General features: G+C 66.8%; 21 protein-coding genes. 3 read left to right on the top strand and 18 right to left on the bottom strand.

The window, feature by feature from the left end; genetic code table 11:
* Positions 1-17: 17 nt before the first annotated feature.
* The 8 genes from V6M49_RS03175 to V6M49_RS03140 form a co-directional block, all read right to left on the bottom strand.
* Entirely contained in the window at positions 18-260 is a 243-nt protein-coding gene (locus V6M49_RS03175; protein WP_141140800.1) for an acyl carrier protein, read from the bottom strand.
* Positions 257-1,666 (bottom strand): 2-oxo acid dehydrogenase subunit E2, encoded by a 1,410-nt coding sequence (locus V6M49_RS03170; protein ID WP_141140801.1) that lies wholly within the window; start codon positions 1,664-1,666, stop codon positions 257-259. Before V6M49_RS03170 ends, V6M49_RS03175 begins: the two co-directional genes overlap by 4 nt.
* The gene (locus V6M49_RS03165) at positions 1,659-2,639 is read right to left on the bottom strand and encodes an alpha-ketoacid dehydrogenase subunit beta (protein ID WP_141140802.1); all 981 of its coding nucleotides are present in this window, start codon (positions 2,637-2,639) and stop codon (positions 1,659-1,661) included. Before V6M49_RS03165 ends, V6M49_RS03170 begins: the two co-directional genes overlap by 8 nt.
* Positions 2,636-3,685, bottom strand: a complete 1,050-nt coding sequence (gene pdhA, locus V6M49_RS03160) for a pyruvate dehydrogenase (acetyl-transferring) E1 component subunit alpha (protein WP_141140803.1) — start codon at positions 3,683-3,685, stop codon at positions 2,636-2,638. Before pdhA ends, V6M49_RS03165 begins: the two co-directional genes overlap by 4 nt.
* The gene (gene acsA / locus V6M49_RS03155) at positions 3,682-5,499 is read right to left on the bottom strand and encodes an acetate--CoA ligase (RefSeq protein WP_332759994.1); all 1,818 of its coding nucleotides are present in this window, start codon (positions 5,497-5,499) and stop codon (positions 3,682-3,684) included. Before acsA ends, pdhA begins: the two co-directional genes overlap by 4 nt.
* 89 nt (positions 5,500-5,588) lie before the next feature.
* Positions 5,589-6,917, bottom strand: a complete 1,329-nt coding sequence (locus V6M49_RS03150; protein ID WP_332759993.1) for an erythromycin esterase family protein — start codon at positions 6,915-6,917, stop codon at positions 5,589-5,591.
* Positions 6,914-8,257, bottom strand: coding sequence for a phosphoribosyltransferase (locus tag V6M49_RS03145; protein ID WP_332760005.1), 1,344 nt, complete (start codon positions 8,255-8,257; stop codon positions 6,914-6,916). Before V6M49_RS03145 ends, V6M49_RS03150 begins: the two co-directional genes overlap by 4 nt.
* 164 nt (positions 8,258-8,421) lie before the next feature.
* Positions 8,422-8,889 (bottom strand): DUF4383 domain-containing protein, encoded by a 468-nt coding sequence (locus V6M49_RS03140; protein ID WP_141140805.1) that lies wholly within the window; start codon positions 8,887-8,889, stop codon positions 8,422-8,424.
* A 452-nt stretch (positions 8,890-9,341) separates the two neighbouring features.
* Here V6M49_RS03140 and V6M49_RS03135 point away from each other — a divergent pair, with 452 nt between their 5' ends.
* Entirely contained in the window at positions 9,342-9,650 is a 309-nt protein-coding gene (locus tag V6M49_RS03135; protein ID WP_332759992.1) for an Hsp20/alpha crystallin family protein, read from the top strand.
* 135 nt (positions 9,651-9,785) lie between these two features.
* The gene (locus tag V6M49_RS03130; RefSeq protein ID WP_332759991.1) at positions 9,786-10,352 is read left to right on the top strand and encodes a CPBP family glutamic-type intramembrane protease; all 567 of its coding nucleotides are present in this window, start codon (positions 9,786-9,788) and stop codon (positions 10,350-10,352) included.
* 238 nt (positions 10,353-10,590) lie between these two features.
* Here V6M49_RS03130 and metE read toward each other — a convergent pair whose 3' ends face one another.
* From metE to V6M49_RS03090, 8 genes are all read right to left on the bottom strand, one after another.
* Positions 10,591-12,924 (bottom strand): 5-methyltetrahydropteroyltriglutamate--homocysteine S-methyltransferase, encoded by a 2,334-nt coding sequence (metE, locus tag V6M49_RS03125; protein WP_332759989.1) that lies wholly within the window; start codon positions 12,922-12,924, stop codon positions 10,591-10,593.
* Between the two features lie 56 nt (positions 12,925-12,980).
* Complete coding sequence (locus tag V6M49_RS03120) at positions 12,981-13,946, bottom strand: methylenetetrahydrofolate reductase (RefSeq protein WP_141140809.1); 966 nt, start codon at positions 13,944-13,946, stop codon at positions 12,981-12,983.
* A 376-nt stretch (positions 13,947-14,322) separates the two neighbouring features.
* Positions 14,323-15,135 (bottom strand): hypothetical protein, encoded by an 813-nt coding sequence (locus V6M49_RS03115; protein ID WP_332759986.1) that lies wholly within the window; start codon positions 15,133-15,135, stop codon positions 14,323-14,325.
* Entirely contained in the window at positions 15,132-16,157 is a 1,026-nt protein-coding gene (locus V6M49_RS03110; protein WP_332759985.1) for a VWA domain-containing protein, read from the bottom strand. The genes V6M49_RS03115 and V6M49_RS03110 overlap by 4 nt, the downstream gene beginning before the upstream one ends.
* Positions 16,154-17,182, bottom strand: coding sequence for a vWA domain-containing protein (locus V6M49_RS03105; protein WP_332759984.1), 1,029 nt, complete (start codon positions 17,180-17,182; stop codon positions 16,154-16,156). Before V6M49_RS03105 ends, V6M49_RS03110 begins: the two co-directional genes overlap by 4 nt.
* On the bottom strand, positions 17,173-17,643 hold the full coding sequence (locus tag V6M49_RS03100) for a hypothetical protein (RefSeq protein ID WP_332759983.1): 471 nt from the start codon (positions 17,641-17,643) through the stop codon (positions 17,173-17,175). Before V6M49_RS03100 ends, V6M49_RS03105 begins: the two co-directional genes overlap by 10 nt.
* On the bottom strand, positions 17,633-18,517 hold the full coding sequence (locus V6M49_RS03095) for a DUF58 domain-containing protein (RefSeq protein ID WP_332759981.1): 885 nt from the start codon (positions 18,515-18,517) through the stop codon (positions 17,633-17,635). Before V6M49_RS03095 ends, V6M49_RS03100 begins: the two co-directional genes overlap by 11 nt.
* Before the next feature lie 7 nt (positions 18,518-18,524).
* Positions 18,525-19,532, bottom strand: coding sequence for an AAA family ATPase (locus V6M49_RS03090; protein WP_141140814.1), 1,008 nt, complete (start codon positions 19,530-19,532; stop codon positions 18,525-18,527).
* Positions 19,533-19,687: 155 nt separating this feature from the next.
* Between V6M49_RS03090 and V6M49_RS03085 the strand changes: the two genes are divergently transcribed.
* Positions 19,688-19,891, top strand: coding sequence for a hypothetical protein (locus V6M49_RS03085; RefSeq protein WP_056341538.1), 204 nt, complete (start codon positions 19,688-19,690; stop codon positions 19,889-19,891).
* A 31-nt stretch (positions 19,892-19,922) separates the two neighbouring features.
* Here the strand turns inward: V6M49_RS03085 and V6M49_RS03080 are convergent, their stop codons facing one another.
* Together V6M49_RS03080 and V6M49_RS03075 are read right to left on the bottom strand one after the other, a co-directional pair.
* Complete coding sequence (locus V6M49_RS03080) at positions 19,923-20,807, bottom strand: carbohydrate ABC transporter permease (protein WP_332759980.1); 885 nt, start codon at positions 20,805-20,807, stop codon at positions 19,923-19,925.
* Complete coding sequence (locus tag V6M49_RS03075; protein ID WP_332759979.1) at positions 20,804-21,721, bottom strand: carbohydrate ABC transporter permease; 918 nt, start codon at positions 21,719-21,721, stop codon at positions 20,804-20,806. The genes V6M49_RS03080 and V6M49_RS03075 overlap by 4 nt, the downstream gene beginning before the upstream one ends.
* Position 21,722: the final 1 nt, after the last annotated feature.

Below are 21,722 nucleotides of genomic sequence, written 5' to 3'. Positions count from 1 at the left end.
CCGGGGCGGCCTGCCCCTCAGCCGTGGTCGGCCAGATAGGTGATCAGGCCACGCACTGTCGCCACCGCGGGGTAGTCGCGTTCCGGAATCTCCACGCCCGTGGACCTGGCGATGGTCTCCACCAGGCGCAAAAAATCCAGTGAGTCCAGTTCCAGGTCCTGGCGCAGCCTGGCGCTCCCCTCAAGATCTTCCGGTTCGACCTCGGGTGCCACCTGGCGGATAGCTGCCTGCGCCGCCTTCCGGGCGTCCTCGTGGTTCATAGCTCCTCCGGTTTCTGCAGCAACTCATCGATCCGAGACAGGAACCGGCCGCCGCGCAGCCCGTCGCTGACCCGGTGGTCAGCGGAAAGCGTCGCTATGACAGCGTGCCGTACCCCGAGCATTCCGTCGCGCGCCCACGGCTGCTCCAGGACCTTTCCGAAGCCGACCATGGCCACCTGGGGTGGGTAAATGACGCCGTACACACTTTCCACGCCGAGGTCGCCCAGGTTGGTCACGGTGAGCGTGGGATCTGCCATCTCGGCGCGCTGCAGTCGGCCCGCCCGGGCTCGGCTGACTAGGCCGCGCAGCTGGTCCATGAGTTCGTCGAGGGTCAGTGCTTCCGCATTGTGCAGGGCAGGTGCCACCAGCCCGCCGCGGCGCAGTGCCACTGCGACGCCAAGGTGGACACTGGTGCTGGGCCGGAACTCGCCATGGGTGAAGAAGCCGTTCATGTCCGGCACGTCCTTCGCAGCCAGCGCCGTCGCTTTCAGGAGCAATGCCGAGGGGACTAGGCGGGCCGAGACCGGACGCTGCTGGTTGACCGACTGCATCCATGACATGGCGGCTTCCAGATCAAGGGTAGCGGCCAGGTAATAGTGCGGGATTTCCTTTTTCGAACGGGCCATCAGCGAACCGATTGCCTGCCTGAGCGTGCCGGTTTTGGTCTCCGACGCCTCTTTCCGGCTCCGCCGTGGAGCAGGCCCGGCCGGTGTTTCCGCAGGCTGGGAAGGCGCAGGCGCAGGCACCTCCTGCGCCCCGGCGGCGGAGTGCGAGGCACGGCGTACGTCGGATTCAATGACGGCACCGCCCGGACCTGTTCCCTGCAGGCCCCGCAGATCGATGCCAAGCTGGGCCGCCACCCGGCGGGCCAGCGGCGAGGAGCGCAACCCGCGCCCCTCCGCCGGACCGCGTTGGGCTGCTGGAGCCGTGGACTCACCGCGGACCGCACCGTCGGCGGCGCTTTCGACGTCGGCCCGGGTCACCTCACCGTTCCTGCCGCTCCCGCGGACCGACCCGACGTCGACACCCAGCCTGTGTGCCAGATGCCGTACCGGGGGCGAAACGTGCACGCCATGTTCGGGCGGCTCGAACGGAAAGACCCCGGTGTCCTCAGCCGCGGCCGCCGGTGCGGGAACCAAAATCGGCGGCCCGGCCGGGGCCTTTTCGGCGGGTGTGGCGGTGATCCTGGCGATCGGTGTCCCCACGTCCACCGTGTCACCGATCTCCACCAGGAATTCGGCCACAACACCCTCTTCGAAGGACTCCACGTCCATCACGGTCTTGTCCGTATCCACCGCCGCCACCAGATCGCCCTTGTGGACATAATCGCCGGGTTTGACCAGCCACTCCACCACCTTGCCGTGTTCCATGTCGGCGCCCAGGGACGGCATCCGGAACTCAGCCACCGGACCCCGCCGCTCTCCGCGAGGCGGCCACTACCCGTTCAACCGAGGGCAGGGCTGCCAGTTCCATATGTTTGGCGTACGGCACAGGCACTTCCGCACTGCAGACCCGCTCCACCGGGGCATCCAGGTCGAAAAACGCGTGCTCGCTGATCCTCGCAGCTATCTCCGCCGAGATACTGCCGCTCCGCCAGCCCTCGTCAACCACCACCGCCCGGTGGGTCCTGCCCACGCTGCGAAGGATGGTTCGGTCATCGAGTGGCCGAAGGACCCGCAGATCGATGACCTCCGCGTCAATGCCTTCCCCCGCCAACTGCTCAGCGGCGTCCAGCACAGCGGGAAGCGTGCCCCCGTAGGTGATGAGCGTGATGTCCTCACCCGGGCGCAGGACAGCAGCCTCATCAATGCCGACCGGCCCGGCGTCGTCCGCCAGCTCCCCGGCCACGTTATATAGCGAGCCGTGCTCAAAGATCAGTACCGGGTCCGGGTCCTCCAGCGCGGTCCACAGCATCCCGCGGGCATCGGCAAGGGTGGCAGGAGTCAGGATGCGCAGGCCCGGAATGTGCGCGTACCAGCCTTCCAGGCTGTGCGAATGCTGGGCGCCCAGCTGGCGGCCGGCCCCGGTGGTCATCCGGATAACCAGCGGCACGTTGAACTGCCCGCCGGACATATGCAGCAAGGTGGCGGCATTGTTCACAATCTGGTCCAGCGCGAGCAGGCTGAAGTTGACGGTCATGACTTCCACGATGGGACGCAGCCCGCCCAGGGCGGCCCCGATGCCCGCGCCTACGAAACCGGATTCAGACAGCGGAGTATCGCGGATGCGGTCGGGCCCGAATTCTTCCAGCAACCCAAGACTGACGGCGAAGCTGCCCCCATAGCGGCCCACGTCCTCGCCCATCAGGAAGACCCGGCTGTCGCGCTGGATGGCATCACGGAGGGCAGCGCGCACCGCTTCCCGGTAGGTGGTCTTCATCCTGCCACCCGGCTTTCTCTGGACTTGCTGTCTCGGCCTTGTCCGCTGCCGCCGCTGATGGCCGGCTCGCTGGTCACGAATCTGGTGAGATCCTCCACCGGTTCGAGGGTGCCTGCCTCAGCGAACCCGACGGCGGCCGTTATCTCGGCGTCGACCTCCGCCTGCAGCGCGGCCCACTCCTCCTCCGGCAGCTGGCCTGCGGCCTCCAGCGTGGCCTGGAGCAGGCGAATAGGGTCCCGCTCCATCCATCGGGCCACCTCCGCTTTCTCCCGATACAGCTCAGGGTCGAACATCGAATGTGCCCGGAAGCGGTAGGTGCGCAACTCCAGGAAATGCGGGCCACCCCCGGAGCGGACCGCGTCCACAGCCCGGCGCGAAGCCTCTTCCACGGCGAGCACATCCATGCCGTCAACGCTCCAGGCCGGAATCTCATAGCCTGCGGCCTTCAGGGCCAAGTCCGTCTGGGACTCGGAGCGGACCAGGGCCGTACCCATGGCATAGAGATTGTTCTCGCAGCAGAAGAGCACCGGAAGCTGCCAGAGGGCGGCCAGGTTCAGGCTTTCGTGGAACTCCCCCTCAGCCACCGCACCTTCACCAAAGAAGCATGCGGTGACCCGGCGCCGGCCGGCCAGCCTGTCGGCCAGGGCAAGCCCGACGGCGAGCGGCAGCCCGCCGGCTACGATCGCATTGCCGCCATAGAACCGGGTCGCGGCGTCAAACAGATGCATGGACCCTCCCCTGCCGCGGCAGCATCCTTCGGCATGGCCGTACATCTCGGCCAGAATGGCGCTGGCGGATACACCCCGGAGGAGGGCGTGCCCATGCTCCCGGTACGTGGCCACTACTGCGTCCTCAGCTGTGAGGGTTTCGATCACGCCGGCCGCTACGGCTTCTTCGCCGATGTAGACGTGCAGGAAACCGCGGATTTTGGCAGCGCTGTACAGTTCAACGCACTTTTCCTCCAGCCGGCGCACCCGCAGCATCTGCTGCAGAAGATGCCGTGCATTCCCAGCCTCCGAAACTGACTGGCTTTGCAGGGGACTCATGACCGCTCGCCAACCGCCGGTTCGAGGGTTGAAAGGTCGCCTTCCGGAAGCCCCAGTTCGCGTGACTTCAGGAGACGTCGGAGGATCTTTCCGCTCCGCGTTTTTGGCAGGTTGGTGGTGAAGTCGAGCAGTCGGGGGGCCACCGCCGGCCCAAGCCTCTTCCGGGCGAACCCGATAATGTCGAGCCTGAGCTCCTCGGAGGGTTCCGGGCCCGGCCGGAGCTCAACAAAGGCCTTCACCACTTCCCCGGCCACCGGATCGGGAACGCCAATCACGCCCGCTTCGGCCACTGCAGGGTGCTCCATCAGGCAGCTTTCCACTTCGAAAGGACCGATCAGGTGGCCCGAAGACTTGATCACGTCATCTCCGCGGCCCACGAACCAGAAGTACCCGTCCCCGTCGCGCTTTGCCAGGTCTCCTGTGAGGTACCAGCCGCCGGCGAAACAGCGGCGGTAACGCTCCTCGTCATTGAGGTAGCCGCGGAACATCGAGGGCCAGCCGGGACGCAATGCCAGCTCCCCCACGGCGCCGGGCCCGGTGACGAGCCGGGCCTCGCCGTCCTGGATGACCGGCGTTCCGTTGGCATCCCGGGCCACCAGCGCCGCCTCGATGCCGGGGAGCGGCCGTCCCATGGATCCGGGACGGATTGGCGTGGCAGCATAGTTGGCGATCATGATTCCCCCCGTTTCGGTCTGCCACCAGTTGTCGTGCACGGGCAGGCCCAGCACGTCCCGGCCCCAGAGAACAACTTCGGGATTCAGCGGCTCACCCACGCTGGCCACGAACCGCAGCGCGGACAGGTCATAGCCTGCCGCCTTCTCTGCTCCGGCCTTCATAAGCATGCGCAATGCTGTCGGAGCGGTGTACCAGACTGTGACCCGGTGTTCGGCGAGGATCCTGTACCAGCGGTCCACGTCCAGTTCCTCTTCGTCCACCACGGCCGTGACGCCGTGCACGAGCGGGGCAATGATGCCGTAGGAGGTACCCGTCACCCACCCCGGATCGGCGGTACACCAGTAGATGTCGTCAGGATGCAGGTCCAGGGCGAAGTATCCGGTGGCGTAGTGGGCGGTCACGGCGTCGTGAACGTGGATTGCACCCTTCGGCGTCCCGGTGGTCCCGCTCGTGAAGTGGAGCAGGGCCATGTCCTCGGGCTGCGTGGCTGCAATGGGCTGGTCCGGCGGGGCGGCCTGCAGTAGTTCCGCGAGGTCCAGGGTGCCGGGCTCCGGGTTCCCTTCGGCATCCACCAGCAGGACAAAGCGGAGCTCCGGGAGGGAGTCCCGGATAGGTGCCACCTTCTTGCGGTACAGCGCCCTGGTGGTGATCAACGCTCGTCCCGAGCCCAGGTAGAGCCTTTGCCGCACCGGTTCCGGTCCGAAGGCGGAGAACAGCGGACAGAAGACGCTGGCGTTCTTGAACGTGCCCAGGACGGCGGTGTAGAGTTCCGGGCTGCGGCCCAGAAGCGAGAAGACCCGGTCACCTCGTCCGATGCCCAGCGTCCGGAGGACGGAGGCGAACCTGTCGGTGTCCCCGGCAAGCCCGGCATAAGTCAGGGAGCGGATGCTGCCGTCCGCCCGGACGAACCGGAGTGCTTCGGTTCCGGCCAGATGGCCTGCGGCATGGCGGTCAACTGCCTCGTAGGCGATGTTCAGGCCTCCGCTACCCGGGAGTCCGGCCAAAGCCCGCCGCACCCCATCCCAGGTGAAGGCCGCCCGCTCGGCCTCGTAGTCGGCCAGGTTGGGCTTCACCCGCAAGGACCCCGTGTCCTTGGTGATGACGGGCCATCGGGTGGAGCGTTGGGTTCCTGCACTCATGGTTCCATCCGACGCCCGCACCGGGCCTCGGGGGTAGAGTCCAAGGTCCCCCAGCCGGCAGCCCGGTCAGCAGCGGGTTGAGGCACGGCTTAGAAGCCGGTCGGCTCGGTTTCGAGCTCGGGCTCTGTGGGCACGTGTTCGTGGTGCAATGGCTCCAGCGCCGTTGTCCGGGGAAACCACAACAATGCGTCATAGCGCTGGCCCATGGCGGTGGGGACGTAGTTGCCCCTCTCGCGATGGGGGTCGTAGACAACCCCGATGGCCCGGTGTCCGCGCCAGGAGGGGAGCCAGCGGCCCGCACGGTCCGCGCCGAATATCAGTGTGGACGGGCTCTGGAGGGCTGAGTGAAGGAGGTCTTCGTGGCTGCCGGGCATGGCTTCCGGGACGTTCATGACCTGTTCTGGGGAACCCCAGGAACGTGCGGCAGTGACGGATCCTTGATATGAGGCAAAGCCGACGAGGACCACGGATCCGTGATGCCGCCTACGCATCAGCTGGCCGATGTTGACCATCCCGCCCAAAGCCATATCCGTCGCCCTGGCATCACCTATGTGCGTATTGTGGGCCCAGACCAGGCCCTTTGAGCCGGGACCGTGGTGGCGTGCCAGCCGGTCTATAGTGTCGCTCATGTGGTGGTCACGGATGTTCCAGGACTGCTGGTCACCGCGGATCATGGTCCGGTAGTAGCGCTCGGCATTCGCTGCGACGATGGCGTTCTGCACCGCGTCAAAAGCTGCAGGGTCGTCCTCCACCCGGCCCAAGGTCTGCCGGTGCACCTCGGCAAGGAGCGCGACCACGTCCGCCTCGCACGACTGCGGCACCAGCCGTGTGCTCGCGGCATACCGCTGGGGGTCTTCCCGGAACGGTACAAAACATTGCCACGCCTTCAGTGCGGCAGGTACGGCTTCGGGTGTGTTGGCGTCGAGCCAGCCGAAGATCTCCCGCAGGGAATCCCAGAGAGAGTAGACATCCAGCCCGTAGAAACCGGTGCGCTGATTCTCCGCCCGGGCCAGGTTCCAGTCGCGCAGCCAGGTAAGAAACTCCGCCACCACCTGGTTGGCCCACATCCAGGTGGGCCACCGTTCGAAGCCAGCCAGGAGCTGCCGCGCGTCGAGGTCCTGATCGGTTTGGCCACGGACCCAGCAGTTGATGCGCCAGCAGTCCGGCCAGTCGCCCTCCACCCCGATCCAGCTGAACGTGTGCTCTTCGATGAGCCGGCGGCTCAGGGCCGCCCGCCACTGGTAGTACTCCTGCGTGCCGTGCGACGCCTCGCCAAGGCACACGAAGCGTGCCGGCGAGCATAATTCCACCAGATCGTCGAGGGGGCCGGACACCGTTTCCAGTGGCCGGGCCAGGGCTCGGATCTCCTCCAGTTCCGATGCGTGGGCATAGGGTCGGCGCTCGTTTCCGACGTTCACTGCAATAGCTCCTCAGCGGGTTCTCCCTGCCGGGACGGCAGCAGGTACCGGCTAAACCAGCCAGCCGCCAGGGTGGCCGCGCGGGCCAGCGTGCCGGGTTCTTCAAAGAGGTGGGTGGCCCCCGGAACGATTTCGAGCCGGGTGGGGGCCCGCATCAGCGCCATGGCTTGCCGGTTGAGCGCCAGCACCTGGGTGTCCGCCCCGCCCACGATCAGCAGGGTTGGGGCCCGCACGGCCGCGAGCCGGTCGCCGGCCAGGTCCGGTCGGCCTCCCCGGGACACGACGGCGGCGATGTTGGCATGCGGTTCGGCGGCTGCCCGGAGAGCAGCGCCTGCACCCGTGCTTGCCCCGAAGTAGCCAATCCGCCCATGCCACCCGTCCTGCTGCCCCTCAAGCCACCGGGTGGCAGATCCCAGCCGCTGTGCCAGCAAGGCGATATCGAAGACGTTGGCCCGGTTGACCTCCTCCGCCGGGGTCAGCAGGTCGAGCAGCAGGGTGCCCAGCCCGGCGCCGTGAAGAACGGAGGCCACGAACCTGTTGCGGGGACTGTGCCTGCTGCTGCCGCTGCCATGGGCGAAGATAACGATGCCCTCACACCCTGCCGGCCGGTACAGTGTGCCGCTCAGGCGAAGCCGACCGTCGTAAATCTCGACCTCCTCCTCGGCGCCCTCGGCCAGGGCACCCTTCTGCCGAACACGGTGCAGTGCGCGGGCGGCGGCGTCGAGCAGCCGCACCACCTCCTCATCCTCCGTGGGTGAAAAGTCGTGATAGTAGTACCCCACTGCGCGGAAGTCCCGCGGTGAAACCAGGCATATGACCTCATCCGCGTCCTTAAACGAGGCCACCGTCCGGGCGGGCGCCACGGGCACGGCCAGGATCACCCGCGCCGCACCGAACTGCCTGGCCACCTGGCAGGCCACCCGAGCCGTGGAGCCCGTGGCAATCCCGTCGTCCACCACGATGACGGTGCGCCCGTGCACTTCGGCCCGGTTCCTCCCCTGGCGGTACCTGGCCAGGCGCTGCTCCAGGAGTTTGCGTTCTTTCGTTTCAACCGTGCGGAGGTCCTCCTCCGTAACACCGGCCAGGGCAATTGTTCGCGTGTCCAGGACCCGGGCGCCGCCTTCCCCAATGGCACCCAGGGCAACCTCCGGCTGGAACGGAACCCCCAATTTCCGCACCACAACCACATCCAGCGGCGCATCAAGGGCTCTCGCCACCTCGAAGGCCACCGGCACACCGCCGCGGGGCAGACCCAGCACCACCACGTCCTGACCCCGGAGCCCGGCAAGCCGCTGTCCCAACCGCCGGCCAGCATCGGTCCTGTCCAGAAACTCAAACATCATCTCTCACCGTTCATGGACTGTTTCCTCCCCTTGCAGGGGAGCCGCCCTACGGGCCCAAGACGCGCAGGACAAAATGGGCGTCCGACACACTTTTGGCTACCAACGCGGCCCGCGTCCCCGGCCAGTGCGGCTTCTCCTTGTCCGGTTTCGTATTCTCGCGACTACCGGCCTTGGCCGGTGCGGGCCGTACCGCGGCCAAGCGCAATGCCCAACGCGAGCATGAGGACTCCCAGTATGGCGTGGAGCCAGTTATCTGCTGTGTTGACGGGGATGAAGTTGGCTGCGGAGGCCTGATCAATCAGAAGCCCGTACAGCCAGATCACAAGGTATAAAGCTCCTCCGCCGATCAGGAAATACTTCGACTGGGCGGGGGTCCTTCCCATGAGCAGGCCGGCTGCCCCGAACGCCAAGTGGACAATGTTATGCAAAATGGACACTTGGAAGATGCCCAGGAGCAGGGCACCTGAGCCGTGGCCTGCGAAGGTCAACTGTGAATAATTTGTCGTGATGCCGGGGATGAAGCCGAGGACTCCCACGAGGGCGAAAACGGCACCGGCGGCAAGGGTTGTGATCTCGACGAACGTTCGGTGGTGGGCACCGATGCCCGGGTGTGCTGATGACGCAGACATCTTGGTCTCCCTCATATGGGTGTTCCTGTGCTGATAAGGGTCCTGGTAGGCTGGCGCTGGCCGAGGATGTGTCAGCCCTGTTCCGGGGGCCCATGATTCATGGTTCAATGCCAGACATGGAGGAAGTCAGAGGCTTTAGTCCTGCTCCCCTGAAGGTTGACGACCTTGTCTTATGTCCAGGCTCTCGCTGCGGGCCAACGTCAGGTCGTGATCATAGTGGTTTTGGCCGTTGGAAGGCCCCACGTCGGTTCGGTCTGGCTCGGACAGGCGCCTGCACGAAGAATCCCAGACATATGGGCCCCCGATCTGCCTGTTGACTTCCGCGGGTCCGGACCTGCGTCTGCCCCGCAAGTGGAGTCTTTCGTCCCTGTTGCCAGCTTCTTCGCAAGTCGCTAGTGGAAGGACACCGGCCCATGCCGGCCTTCCCGTCTCTGCTGGATTCCATGGAACGCATGTTTGAGTCAACAGATACCCCGTCCCCGATCCGGGTCGAGGAAGTTATCGACGGCAAGAACCTGGTGGTACGCGCCGAGATACCCGGCGTTGATCCCGACAAAGACGTCGAGATCACGATGGCCGACGGATTCCTGCACATCCACGCCGAACGCCGTGAAAAAGAAGAACACAAGGACAACGGCAACTTCCGGTCCGAATTCCGCTACGGCTCATTCAGCCGCAACATCCCGCTCCCGGACGGAGTGAAGGAAGAAGACATCAAAGCCAGCTACACCAACGGGGTCCTGCACCCGCGGATGACATGACAGGCCCCCCGGACCACCCCGGATCCGGGATCGACATCAAATCGCTCTGTTCGCTCCTGGATCCGGCCACCCGGCAATGGTTCATGGACCTCAGCGGGAGCGGCATTGTGCCTCGCAAAACAGCCGCCGAAGTGTGTGAGGCTCGCGGCACAGCGGGTGCGGAATCATGGCGGGAACAATCGTGAACGGCTCGTCTGGGCGGCGTTCCTCCTCGGAGCGGTACTGCTGCTCAACGTGGGCAACGCCATCGTCTACGGTGGCGGCGACCCGCTCGCCGCCCTGGTCCTCGCGTCGGTCCAGTTCATCATCACGCTGTGGGGGTATCCGCTCCCGCGGCCCGTGGACTGGGTGCCGCTGCTGGCGCTGGCAGTCACCGTGGGCTTCTTCGAAGCGGTCTTCTTCAGGGGATTCATCGAGACCCGGCTGGAGGCCAGCTTCGGCCCCATTGCAGGGGTCGCCGGAGCCGCCGCCCTGTACGCCGCCAACGGCATGGCCTACCACGTCGGCTACGGCATGGGGGGGACCGAAATGCTCCTGCTTTTCGGGCTCGGGATCGTTTATGCGGTTGCCTTTGCCGTCGCCCGGAACCTCGTGGTCCTCTGGCCACTGCTGGTGCCCCTCGGATCCTTCCACCAGCGCCGTACCAGGCCGGCGGGAGCATCCCATGGCCGCCGGCTCCCAAGGAACAGGCCAGAAAGATGACCGGGGTGACAATGCTGCCCCGGCCCTGCAGTTCACTATCGCCCATGGCACTGTGACGCATCAGAGTCTTTGGCCCCGCGGCGGACAGCGGGACCGGGACTTCAGCCCGAAGAGTCGGCTGAGTGGCTGCCACGATTGACCGCAGACAGGCTCCGGAGGGGGTGCGCAAACCGGTTAGAACGCGACGGCGGCCGGTCACCTTTCGGTGACCGGCCGCCGTCGGCGTTAACGCGGTGGGTTACTTCGCGGACTCCAGCAGGCCGGCGCGGACCGTCTTGGTGGCCTTGACCAGGTTGCGCAGGGACTCTTCGGTCTCGGCGTAGCCGCGGGTCTTCAGGCCGCAGTCCGGGTTGACCCAGAGCTGGCGTGACGGGACGTGCTTGACGGCGGTGGCCAGGAGCTCGGTGACCTCGGCTTCGCCCGGAACGCGCGGCGAGTGGATGTCGTAGACGCCCGGGCCAACGCCGCGGCCGAAGCCGTGGGACTCGAGGTCGTGGACAACCTCCATGCGGGAACGTGCCGCTTCGATGGAGGTGACGTCTGCGTCGAGGCCGTCAATGGCGTCGATGATCACGCCGAACTCCGAGTAGCAGAGGTGGGTGTGGATCTGCGTGGCGTCGGCCGCACCGGCGGTGGCCAGGCGGAAGGAATCCACTGACCACTTCAGGTAGGTGGCGTGGTCGGCCTTGCGCAGCGGCAGGAGTTCGCGCAGTGCGGGCTCGTCCACCTGGATGACCTTGATGCCGGCAGCCTCGAGGTCCGCGATTTCGTCGCGGAGGGCCAGGCCAACCTGGTTGGCGGTCTCGCCCAGCGGCTGGTCATCGCGGACGAAGGACCAGGCCAGGATGGTGACCGGACCGGTGAGCATGCCCTTCATGGGCTTGCTGGTCAGCGACTGGGCGTACTCGGCCCAGGCCACCGTGATGGGGGCGCTGCGGGTGACGTCGCCCCAGAGGATGGACGGGCGGGTGCAGCGTGAGCCGTAGGACTGGACCCAGCCGTGGACCGTGACGTCGAAGCCTTCGAGATTCTCGGCGAAGTACTGGACCATGTCGTTGCGCTCGGGCTCGCCGTGCACCAGGACGTCGTAGCCGAGCTCTTCCTGCAGCTCAACAACGCGCTTGATCTCGTCCTTCATGAGCTGCTCGTACTGCTCGTTGGTGAGGTCGCCCTTGTTGTTGCGGGCACGCGCCGAGCGGATCTCGGACGTCTGCGGGAAGGAGCCGATGGTGGTGGTGGGCAGCGGCGGGAGGTGCAGGGCCTCTTCCTGGGCGGCTTCGCGGACTGCGTAGGCGGAGCGGCTGAAGTCCGCTGCGGTCAGGGCCTCGGTGCGGGCCCGGACGTCGTCGCGGCGGACGCCTTCGGCGATGGCGCGGGCTGCGATGACGGCGGATGCCTCGTCGATGGCTGCTTTGGCGGAGGCCGGGTCGGCCAGGTAGGACGCGAGGGTCTTGACTTCCACGGCCTTCTGGTCGGCGAACGCGAGCCAGCTGCGCAGCTCCTCGGAGAGCTGGCCTTCTTCGGTGACGTCGTGCGGGACGTGCTGGGTGGAGGTGGAGGTGCTGACGGCGATCCTGCCGGCGGCAGCCTTCAGTTCGTCCAGCTTGGCGGCGGCGGCGGCCAGGTCGTTGCGCCAGATGTTGTGGCCGTCAACGACGCCGGCAACCAGGGTCTTGTTGCCAAGGCCGGCCAGGGCCGCTGCGGACGGGACCGCGCCCTTGAAGGCGTCAATGTGCAGGGCGTCGATGTTGGTGGCGGCAAGTGTGCCCAGCTGGCCATCGAGGGCGCCGTACGGGGTGGAGACAAGGATCTGCGGGCGCTTGGCCGCACCGGAGAGGACTTCGTAAGCGCGGGCAACGGCTGCTTCGATTTCGGTGGCCGGGGTGTCCTGGTCCACAACCAGGGCGGGCTCGTCCAGTTGGATCCAGCTGGCGCCTGCGGCGGCGAGCTTCTCGAGCAGCTGCACGTAGACCGGCAGGACGTCTTCGAGGCGGGACAGCGGAGCGAAGCCGGCGGGGGCCTCATCCGAAGCCTTGGAGAGCAGCAGGTAGGTGACCGGGCCAACGATGTACGGGCGGGTCTCGATGCCGTTGGCCAGGGCGAACTCGAATTCCTCAACGATGCGGTTGGAGGCGAGGGTGAACTCGGTCTCCGGGCCGATCTCCGGAACGAGGTAGTGGTAGTTCGTGTCGAACCACTTGGTCATTTCCAGCGGCTGCTGGTCCTTGGTGCCACGGGCCAGGGTGAAGTAGCCGTCGATGTCGAGCTGGCCTGCGGCGTTGAGGAGCTTGCCGAAGCGGGCCGGGACAGCGCCGAGGTGGGCGGTGGCGTCCAGGACCTGGTCGTAGTAGGAGAAGGTGCCCGGAACAGCGGCGGCTTCGGTGAGGCCCAGTTCCTGCAGGCGCTTGGCGATGGTCAGCTGGATGCCCTTGGCGGCTGCGTCCAGGGCAGCAGCGTCGATCTTGCCGGCCCAGTAGGCTTCGATGGCCTTTTTGAGCTCGCGGCGGCGGCCGATGCGCGGGTAGCCGAGGAGTGACGCGGCCGGGAACGGGGTGGTGTTCTGTTCAGTCATGGGAGATTCCTTGAGTATTAGTGGAAGCTGTGAATGGTCTGGCGGATGTTGGAAGGTCAGCTGGCGAGCTGGCGCCGGAGGGTGGCGCTGCGGCGGCCAGCTGACCGGGACTGGCGCGGAAGCGCCAGTTTGTCCAGCACCTCCAGCGCGCTCTGGTGTTCGTTGAAGGTGTAGATGTGGATGCCCGGCGCTCCGGCCTCGAGGGCCGCGTTGGCCAGGTCCACCGTGGCCCGGACACCGATCCGGAGTCGTTCGGAATCAGTGTCCGCGGCGGCGAGCCGAGCCAGGAGTTCCGGTGCCGGCTCAACGCCTGTCAGCTCGCCGAGCCGTGTGACCCGGCGCAGGCTGGTGAGCGGCATAACTCCCGGGATGATGGGGATGGTGACCCCTGCCCGGCGTGCGCGGCTAATGAGGTTCGCGTACTGCTCGGTGTGGAAGAAGACCTGGGTGATGGCAAAGTCGGCTCCGGAGCGCTGCTTGGCGAGCAGCACCTCGACGTCGTGGGCTTCAGTGGGTGATTCCGGGTGCCGGGTGGGGTACGCGGCGACGCCTACGGCGATCTTGCCCGCACACAGCAGGGCCGACCGCCGCTGTTCAACCCGCCGGATAAGTTCGATCAGGTCCTGCGCATACCGCAGTGACCCTGCGGCGAGCGGTGCACCGTCCTTGGGCTGGTCGCCCCGGAGGGCCAGGATGCCCCGGACGCCGGTGTCCAGGAGGTCACCGATGATCTCCGCCAGTTCCTCCGGCGTGTTGCCCACGCAGGTGAGGTGGGCGAGGGGCCGGAGCGTGGTTTCCAGGAGGAGCCTGTTGATGAGTTCGACGGCGGTGTCCCGGTTCGAGCCACTGGCACCGTAAGTGACGGAGACATAGTCCGGCTCGGTGGTTTCCAGTTCCCGGATGGTGGTCCAGAGCGACTCGGCCGCGGCCGGCGAGCGGGGCGGGAAGAGCTCGTAAGAGAGCGCCACGGGGGCAGTCTCGGTGAGGTTCGGATGCGTTTCAATAAGGCTTGGCGGTGACATTTGCGTCCTTGGCTTTGGGCCATTGCCGGCTACCGGTCAGCAAATGTGACGGTGAAGCCGGGAATGAATTTGAGTTTGGGAACACGGAAAACTCCACAGGGACGCAGCCGCGACTGTTACGCCTGTAATGAAGTTGTCCGTGAGCAAATGTCAGGCCCACATGGGGGCACCCACACCCTCCACAATCGGAGGATCGCTGACACGTTACCTCGGTAACTTGTATAGAACTCTAGGAGCCCGCGGGGCACCCTTCAAGTCCGCCGCCGAATTAAGACGCAGCTTTACGGCGTGTTTCGCATTGGTGCAGAATTTTCTTCGCCATATTGGTCAACGGATTCATCGGGGCATATTGCAGACCCGCCGCTGCCGTGGCCTGTTACCAGGGCCGGTCAACACCCGACCCGGAGCCATCGTCCCGGAGGTACTCGTCCCGTTCCTGCCCGGAATTCCGCTCGCTTTGGGCTTCCCTGGCGCTGTCCCTGAGCTGCTCAAGCTGGCTCAGCTGGCCCGGATCCGCCGGAAGCGCGTCCTGCCCGGGCCCTTCCGGCGGTTGCGGCGTGGTGTTGTCCGCAGCCGCTGCATCGGCCTTTTGCTGCAGCCGCTCCGCCGCCTGTTTCAGTTGCTCCCCCGCGCCGGATTCGGCGCTGGCATCAGCGGCGGCATCCGCGCCGGAGGCAAAGCAGCCTTCCGGAGCAGCCTCCGCCACCGCAACGCCTTCGGCGAACAGCCGGGCCGCCGCCGTTGCGTCTTCTGTTTTGGCCTCGGCGTCACCGAGGCGTTCGATGGTGAGGGCCAGGTTGACCCGGACGACGCACTCGTCGGCCGGGCCCGCCAGGTGCAGTGCTTCCTCGAAGCGTTGGCGGGCGGCAGCGAAGTCCCCGGCGAGGAACAGGCCGTCACCCTCGGCGAACGGCGCCTTGTGCGGTTCGATGAAATTGGCGGTCCTCAGTCCGCCCGCAGCATCCGCCACGCCGCCGGCGTCCCCGGCCGCGAAGGACCGGGCAGCAGTGTCGGCGAGGATGCCCACGCTGAGCATCTTCGCGGCCAGGCACAAGACCAGGAGTGCGGGCAGCGCAGACCACCATAACAGCCGACGGCGGCGCTCCCGCCGGTCCCGCGAGGTCACCGGCGGTCCCGGTATCTGCGGTGCCGGTTCCTGGGGTGCCGGCGTGGGCGTTGGCCGCATCATGCTCGAACTCCCGCTCCGGGCCGGAGCGCCCGCCATTGGCGGAGCACCAGGAAGGCTTCGCGGAGAGCCAGCAGGAACGCTCCGGCGGCGAGGAGCCAGTACAGCTCTGTCCGGCCGGCGACGCCGCCATCCGCCGTTGCCCGTTCAAAGTCCCCGGGATCAGCTGCCTGCATCATCGGCGCCACCGGGTCTCCGGCCGAACGGTGGACATAGGGCACCCCCAGCTGACCGGCAATCCCCTGCAGGCGGCGTTCGTCGATGACCGATAAAGCATCCATGCCGGTTCCGGACGACCGGTCCTGGATGTAGCCTGCGCCGGCGTCCTGCCCCGAACCCTGCCCCGTGTTTTCCTTCATCCGGCCGCCGTCCGCGGTGCCGTAGCCGAGCACCGCGCCGCCGTCCACCAGGCCGCCGTCGAGCCTGATCGCCGCCGGCGCCTTGGCGCTGGTCTGTTCCCCGTCGCCCAGGTAGTAGACCAGGCGCGGCCGTTCGGGATGGCTGTCCCGCGCCGCGCGCAGCCGCTCCGCCAGCAAGGTTCCGGCAGCGGTGACGCTGCTGCCCTTCGAAAATGCCGTGACCTGCGGCTGCAGGACGGACACGCTGGTGTCCAGGGCGGTGGCATCGGTAGTGAGGGGCATCCGGACACTGGCGTTACTGTCGAACGTCAGGAGCGAAAAGCGGGCTCCGGCCAGTTCACCCGCGATGGCCATGATGTCCTGCCGCACCCCGTCCAGCCGGGGCGAGCCGTCGCCGTAGTCTTCGGCAGCGATGCTGCTGCTGGTGTCCACCACAAAGAAGACGTTGACATCCGCCGCGGCGGCCTGGGAGCTTCCGCCGGGAACACCCGGCCGGAGCGACGCGGCCAAGAGCAGCAGCACCAGGGCGCTCCTGAAGAGCCAGTCGCGGCGCGTACCGTCAGAGTGCACCCGCGACGCTTGGACGAGACGCCAGACCAGAAACAGCACGGTCGCGGCGATGAGCGGGGCCATAACCCACCAGGGCAGGATCGGTTGCAGCGTCATGGCCGGAGCCTCCACGATGCGCCCGCCAGTACCAGGCCGGACAGGAGTGCCAGCGTCAGGGCCAGATCGGGCCGGTCCGAGACCACGGCCCGGGGCGCACCCTTCGTGGCGATGGCTTCGGTTTCCTGCACAGATCGGACGATGTCCGCCACAGCCTCCGGGCTGTCCAGCTGGTGGTACGCCCCGCCGCTGGCTTCGGCCGCTGTGCGCAGCCTGGCTCCGGGCTGGCCGGGGCCGGGTCCGTAGTCAAAGTCGCCGGGGTTCAGGGCGTAAACGCGCACAGCGCGCTCCTTGGCCAGGGCGGCCGCCTGTTCCAAGGTGAAGATGGGATCGCCGGACAGGTAGTTGTCCGTTGCCAGGACGATGGACCGCGAGCGCCGCTGGCCGGCGTCAGGAGTGCCGGTCTCCGCTCTGCGGGCATCCGCGGCGCCGGTGTCCGGGAACCCGTTGACGCAGGATGCCAGGCCGTCGCCGATCAATGACGATCCGCGGCCGTTCCAGGTGCCGTCCAGGAACCCCGCGCTGCCGGGGCTTCCCTCGAACGCGTCTTGGGCCAGCTGGAGTTGTTCCTGGACATACCCGTACTCGTCGGTGAGGGGGAAGACCTGGACGGCGCTGCTGTCGAAGACGGTGAGGCCGATCCGTTCGCCGTCGAACTCCTTCGCCAGTTCGGCAAACACCTGCACCACAGCCGCGTCGGCGCTGCTCATGGAGCCCGACGTGTCCAGGCACAGCATGATGTCCCGGTTGCGTTGCTCCGGCTGGATGGTGGTCAGTTCCACCGGACGCGCCGCCGCGGCCACCGCAGAGACCAGCAGGGTTGCGGCCGCGAGAGCGGCTACGGCCAGCCAGCGGCGGTGCCGGCGGAGGGCCGCCTGGTATTCGGGCAGCGCGGTGAGGCGGTCCGCATTGGCCACCGGCCGCCGTCGAGCGTTTGCGTGGCGGTCCGGGCGGAAGGCGCGCCATCCTGCCAGGGCCGCGATGACCAGCGCCGGAGGGATCAGCCACCAGAACATCAGTTCCATTGCCGCACCGCCTGGCGGGCAGTCGCGGCCGATTGCGTGACCGGCGGCAGCGGTTCCAGGCCGAACTCGCCCGGGTAGATCTTGCGGACGGCCTCGGCCACTGGCGGCAGCGGGTGCCCGTGCAGCTCCGCAAGGGTCATCCTGGGGGCGTCAATGCCGGTGACGTCGCGGGCGAACCGGCGGACCAGCAGGCTCAGTTCCTGGTGCGACTCCCGTGTGGTCAGCAGCCCGGCGGCGGCGTCTGCCGTGACGGCGTCGATCCTTTGCAGGTAGGCCTCCTTGAGGCCCGCAAGGTCCGACGGCGGAGTGAACCGGGGCGCCTGCTCCGTCACCTTTGGTTTGCGCGTGCTCAGGAAAACGTACGCGTACCAGCCCAGGACCGCCGCCAGGAGGGCGAGTCCGGTCCACAGCCACGCCTGGCTGTACTGGAGGGGTCCGTGGATGCCCGGGTCAGCCTGCACGCCGGTGCCTTTCCAGGAGGGCGAAGAGTTCCGTCATGACCGCACTGCTGCCGGTCACGTGGCCTTGGGTGATGCCGGCGCGGCGGAGCATGGCGTGCCGGGCCGCGTCCCGTTCCCCTGTTGCCTTGGCATAGGCCGCCGCGATTGCCGGGGATGCTGCCAGGTGTGCTGGCAGCATCGAGGAGTCTGCCACGCTGAAGGCGTCCTGGCCGGTGTTTCCTTCCCCGGCCAAGTCAGCGTCCCGGATGGTGAGCCAAAGGACCTCGTGCTGGGCACGCAGCCGGCGGAGCAGCTGTTCGGTGTCGGGGCCGGCGACATGTTCGTCGGACACCACAAACAGCAGGAACCTGCCCTTGACGTTGCGGGCCACGTATTCCAGCTGGTCCTCGATCCTGCTGGGGCCAGAGTCCAGGGAGGTGGATGAGTCAACCTCGCGCAGGAGCCGTTCCAGGTGCGGCTCACCGGCTTTGGCCGGGATGGAGCGTGTCCCGTTGCGGTCGCCGCAGACCAAACCCACAACGTCGCCGTGCCGGTGCGCCAGATAGCCCACCACGCCGAGCGCCATCACGGCGATGTCCTTCTTGGTTTCGCCGTCGCGGGACTCGGCAGCCATGCCCCGTCCAGTATCGGCAATGAGCAGGACGGTCTGGCGCCGTACGGCGACATACCGCTTGATGAGCGGCGATCCGAACCGGGCGGAAGCCTTCCAGTCGATGTCGCGGACATCGTCCCCGGGGATGTAGGCGCGCAGGTCATCAAAGTCGAGGCTGCGGCCGCGGAAGACGGAACCGTATTCGCCGTCGAGCATGCCGCGGGCTTTCCGGTGGGCGAAGATGGCCATCTTCGCCTTCACGCGCTGCAGGAGACTGGTCACTGCTGGCTCAGGGAGTCTGGACGGAGGCGACGACCGCGTCGATGATCGTCTCCACCGGCACCTGCTCCGCAACGGCGTCGAACCCCAGGATGAGGCGGTGCCGGAGCACACGGTGGGCGAGGGACTTCACGTCCTCCGGGATCACGTGGTCCCTGCCGTTGAGCAGTGCCACTGCCCGGGCGGCCTGGCTGAAGGCAATGCTGGCGCGCGGGCTGGCGCCGAATTCGATGAAGCCGGCGAGCCGCTGGTCGATGTACTGCCCGGCATTCCGCGTGACGAACACCAGGCCCACGATGTAGTTGATGACGGCCGGGTCGATATAGATCCGCTTCACGAGAGCCTGGACGCCGATGACGGCGTCCAGTGAGGCGGCGGCCGCCGGCTTCTGCTCGGCGCTGAAGACTCCGGCGTCGATCCGCCGGATGATTTCCGTTTCCTCGGCCGGCGTGGGGTAGTCCAGTACGTCCTTGAGCATAAAGCGGTCCATCTGAGCCTCCGGCAGCTGGTACGTGCCTTCCTGTTCGATGGGGTTCTGCGTGGCCAGCACCATAAACGGGGACGGCAGCCGGTACTCCTCTCCCCCGATGGAGGTCTGCCGCTCCTGCATGGCCTCCAGCATGGCGCTTTGGGTCTTGGCGCTGGAACGGTTGATCTCATCGAGCAGGACGATGTTGGCGTGCACCGGCCCCAGTTGCGTGATGAACGTGCCTTTGGCGGCGTCGTAGATCTGCGTGCCCACGATGTCGCTGGGGAGCAGGTCCGGCGTGCACTGGATCCGGCGGAACTCTGCGCTGACTGCTTCGGCCACGGTCTGGGCGGCGGTGGTCTTCGCCAGGCCCGGAACGCTTTCCAGCAGGATGTGCCCGCCGGTCATCAGGCCCACCAGCAGGGATTCACGCAGCCGTGCCTGGCCCACCACTTTGGCATCGAAGCTGCGGGAAATGTTCGCCACTACCTGCTGTGCACGGGCCAGTTCCGCCGGTTCGATTCGTGCGGGCGCACTGGTTTGAAGCAATGGATTTCCCCCTGATGGCTGGTGGTCTACGGATGTTGGCCTGGGTGTGCTGCCGTGCGGCTGCACTCCGTCCGCCATCCTATCCAAGACACCTCCCGGTCCGGCCGCAATGGGGACCCCTCCCCATCGCGGCTCTGCAGGTCTATTCTTTTGCCATGAGTGAGCTTCCAGCCAGTTACAAAGAGTTTCTCGCCGACAAGAGCGAGCGGTTCATCCTTGCCGTCAAGCCTGTCCTGCAGCAGTCCGCTGCCGACAAATCCCATGGTGTCCGGGTCACCTACAACGCGGGTCCCACCGGCCACCAGGCCCACCTCGATGACAGCATCCCCTTCGGCGTGGTGGTCGAGGACATCGACTGAGGTTCCGGCCGGCATCGCAAGCCGCGCATCACTAGCCCTTCACTGCACCCGAGAGCGCAAAGGAACTGCCCGCGCCCCTGGCCACAATGACGTACAGGGCCAGCACCGGGACTGAATACAGGATGGAGAAGGCGGCCAGCTGGCCGTACGCCACTGCGCCGTGCTGTCCGAAGAAGCTGAAGATCGACACCGCCGCTGGCTGCCGGGCTTCGGACAGGAGCAGGACGAACGGGACGAAGAAGTTCCCCCAGGCCTGGATGAACACAAAAATGAACACCACGCCCAGCCCCTGCCGCATCAGGGGCAGGACGATGGTCCGCAGCGCCGTTAGTCCTGACGCACCGTCCACCCAGGCCGCTTCCTCCAACGACACCGGGACTGCGTCCATAAAGTTCTTCGTCATCCAGATGGCCATGGGCAACGTGGTGGTGGCCATAAAAAAGATCGTGGCGGGCATCGAATCCAGCAGTTGAAGCTGCACAAACAACCCGTACACCGGCACCATGATGGCCGTGATGGGAAGGCAGGTTCCAAACAGGACGGTGTACATAAACGGCTTGTTGAACCTGGACTGGTAGCGGGACAGCGGGTAGGCAGCCAGGACTGCTGCCACGAGGTTCACGGCCGCTGTGCCGGCGGACAGCACCAGGCTGTTCCAAAGCGGCTGGAACAGCAGCCCCGGCGTCATGATGGCGGCAAAGTTATCCAGGGAGACCCTGCCCGGGAGCCTTGCCTCGTGTCCGGCGGAGGCATCAAGGGACGCAAACACGAGCCAGAGCAGCGGCAGGACAAAGCAGGCGCCGATCAGGAACAGGGACACGTCCGCCGGTATCCGGGCACGCTGCCGGGCACGGGACACCGCGCCCGTCCCGGACCGCAGCTGCCCCCGTGCGGATGTCCCCGCCGTCGTCGTCATGGTTTGCCCTCCCGCAGGAGCCGGACGTAGGCGGCACCGAACACCACGCCAATGAGGATGAGCACCGACGCCACCGCCGTGCCGTAGCCGATGTCGCCGAACTTGAAGGCCTCCAGGTAAGCCAGCACCGGCAGCGTGGTGCTGGCGTTGGCGGGTCCGCCCGCTGTCATCACCCAGATGAGGGTGAACACCGCCAGCGTCTGCAGGGTGATGAGCATGAGGTTGGTGGCGATGCTGCCGCGGATCATGGGGATGGTGATGAAGGCCAGCCGCTGCCAGCCGCCGGCACCGTCCATCAGCGCGGCCTCCGTGACCTCACCGGGGATGTCGTTGAGCGCGGCGCGGTAGACGAGCATGGAGAACGCCGTGCCACGCCAGATGTTGGCAAGCAGGATGGCGACCATCGGGAACGAATACAGCCAGTCGGTCTGCCCGAGCCCCAGCCCGCCCAGCAGCTGGTTCAGGGTCCCGTCCCGGCTGAAGTAGGCGTAGGCGGCAAAGGCCGCCACGATCTCGGGGAGCACCCACGCAGCCACCACCGCAGTACCGACGACGGCGGCCACCGTCCGGCGGGCCCGCCGCATCAGCACCGCGAGGGTGAGCCCCAGCAGGTTCTGGCCCAGGATGGCGGAGCCGCCCACGAACAGGACAGTCAGGCCCAGCGAGAGCGGCAGCATGGGGTCCGACAGGAGCCTGGCGTAGTTGTCGAACCCGATCCAACCCGGACTGCGGGCATTGCGGCCGGTCAGGGCTGCATTGGTGAATGACGCGTGGAAGGCCCACAGCACGGGGCCGGCCAAAAACACGAGCAGCAGAACCACTGCCGGGAGTACGGGGAGCAGCCGTGCCTGGCGCCGGAGTCCGGAGTGACGCCGCCGGTGGCCGGACCGGTCACGCCTGAGGGAAACCGCCACA

This window comes from Pseudarthrobacter sp., from assembly GCF_036675385.1.
Lineage (GTDB): Bacteria > Actinomycetota > Actinomycetes > Actinomycetales > Micrococcaceae > Arthrobacter.
Note: the sequence above shows the minus strand (reverse complement) of the source record. Positions and strands in the feature narration are given on the sequence as shown.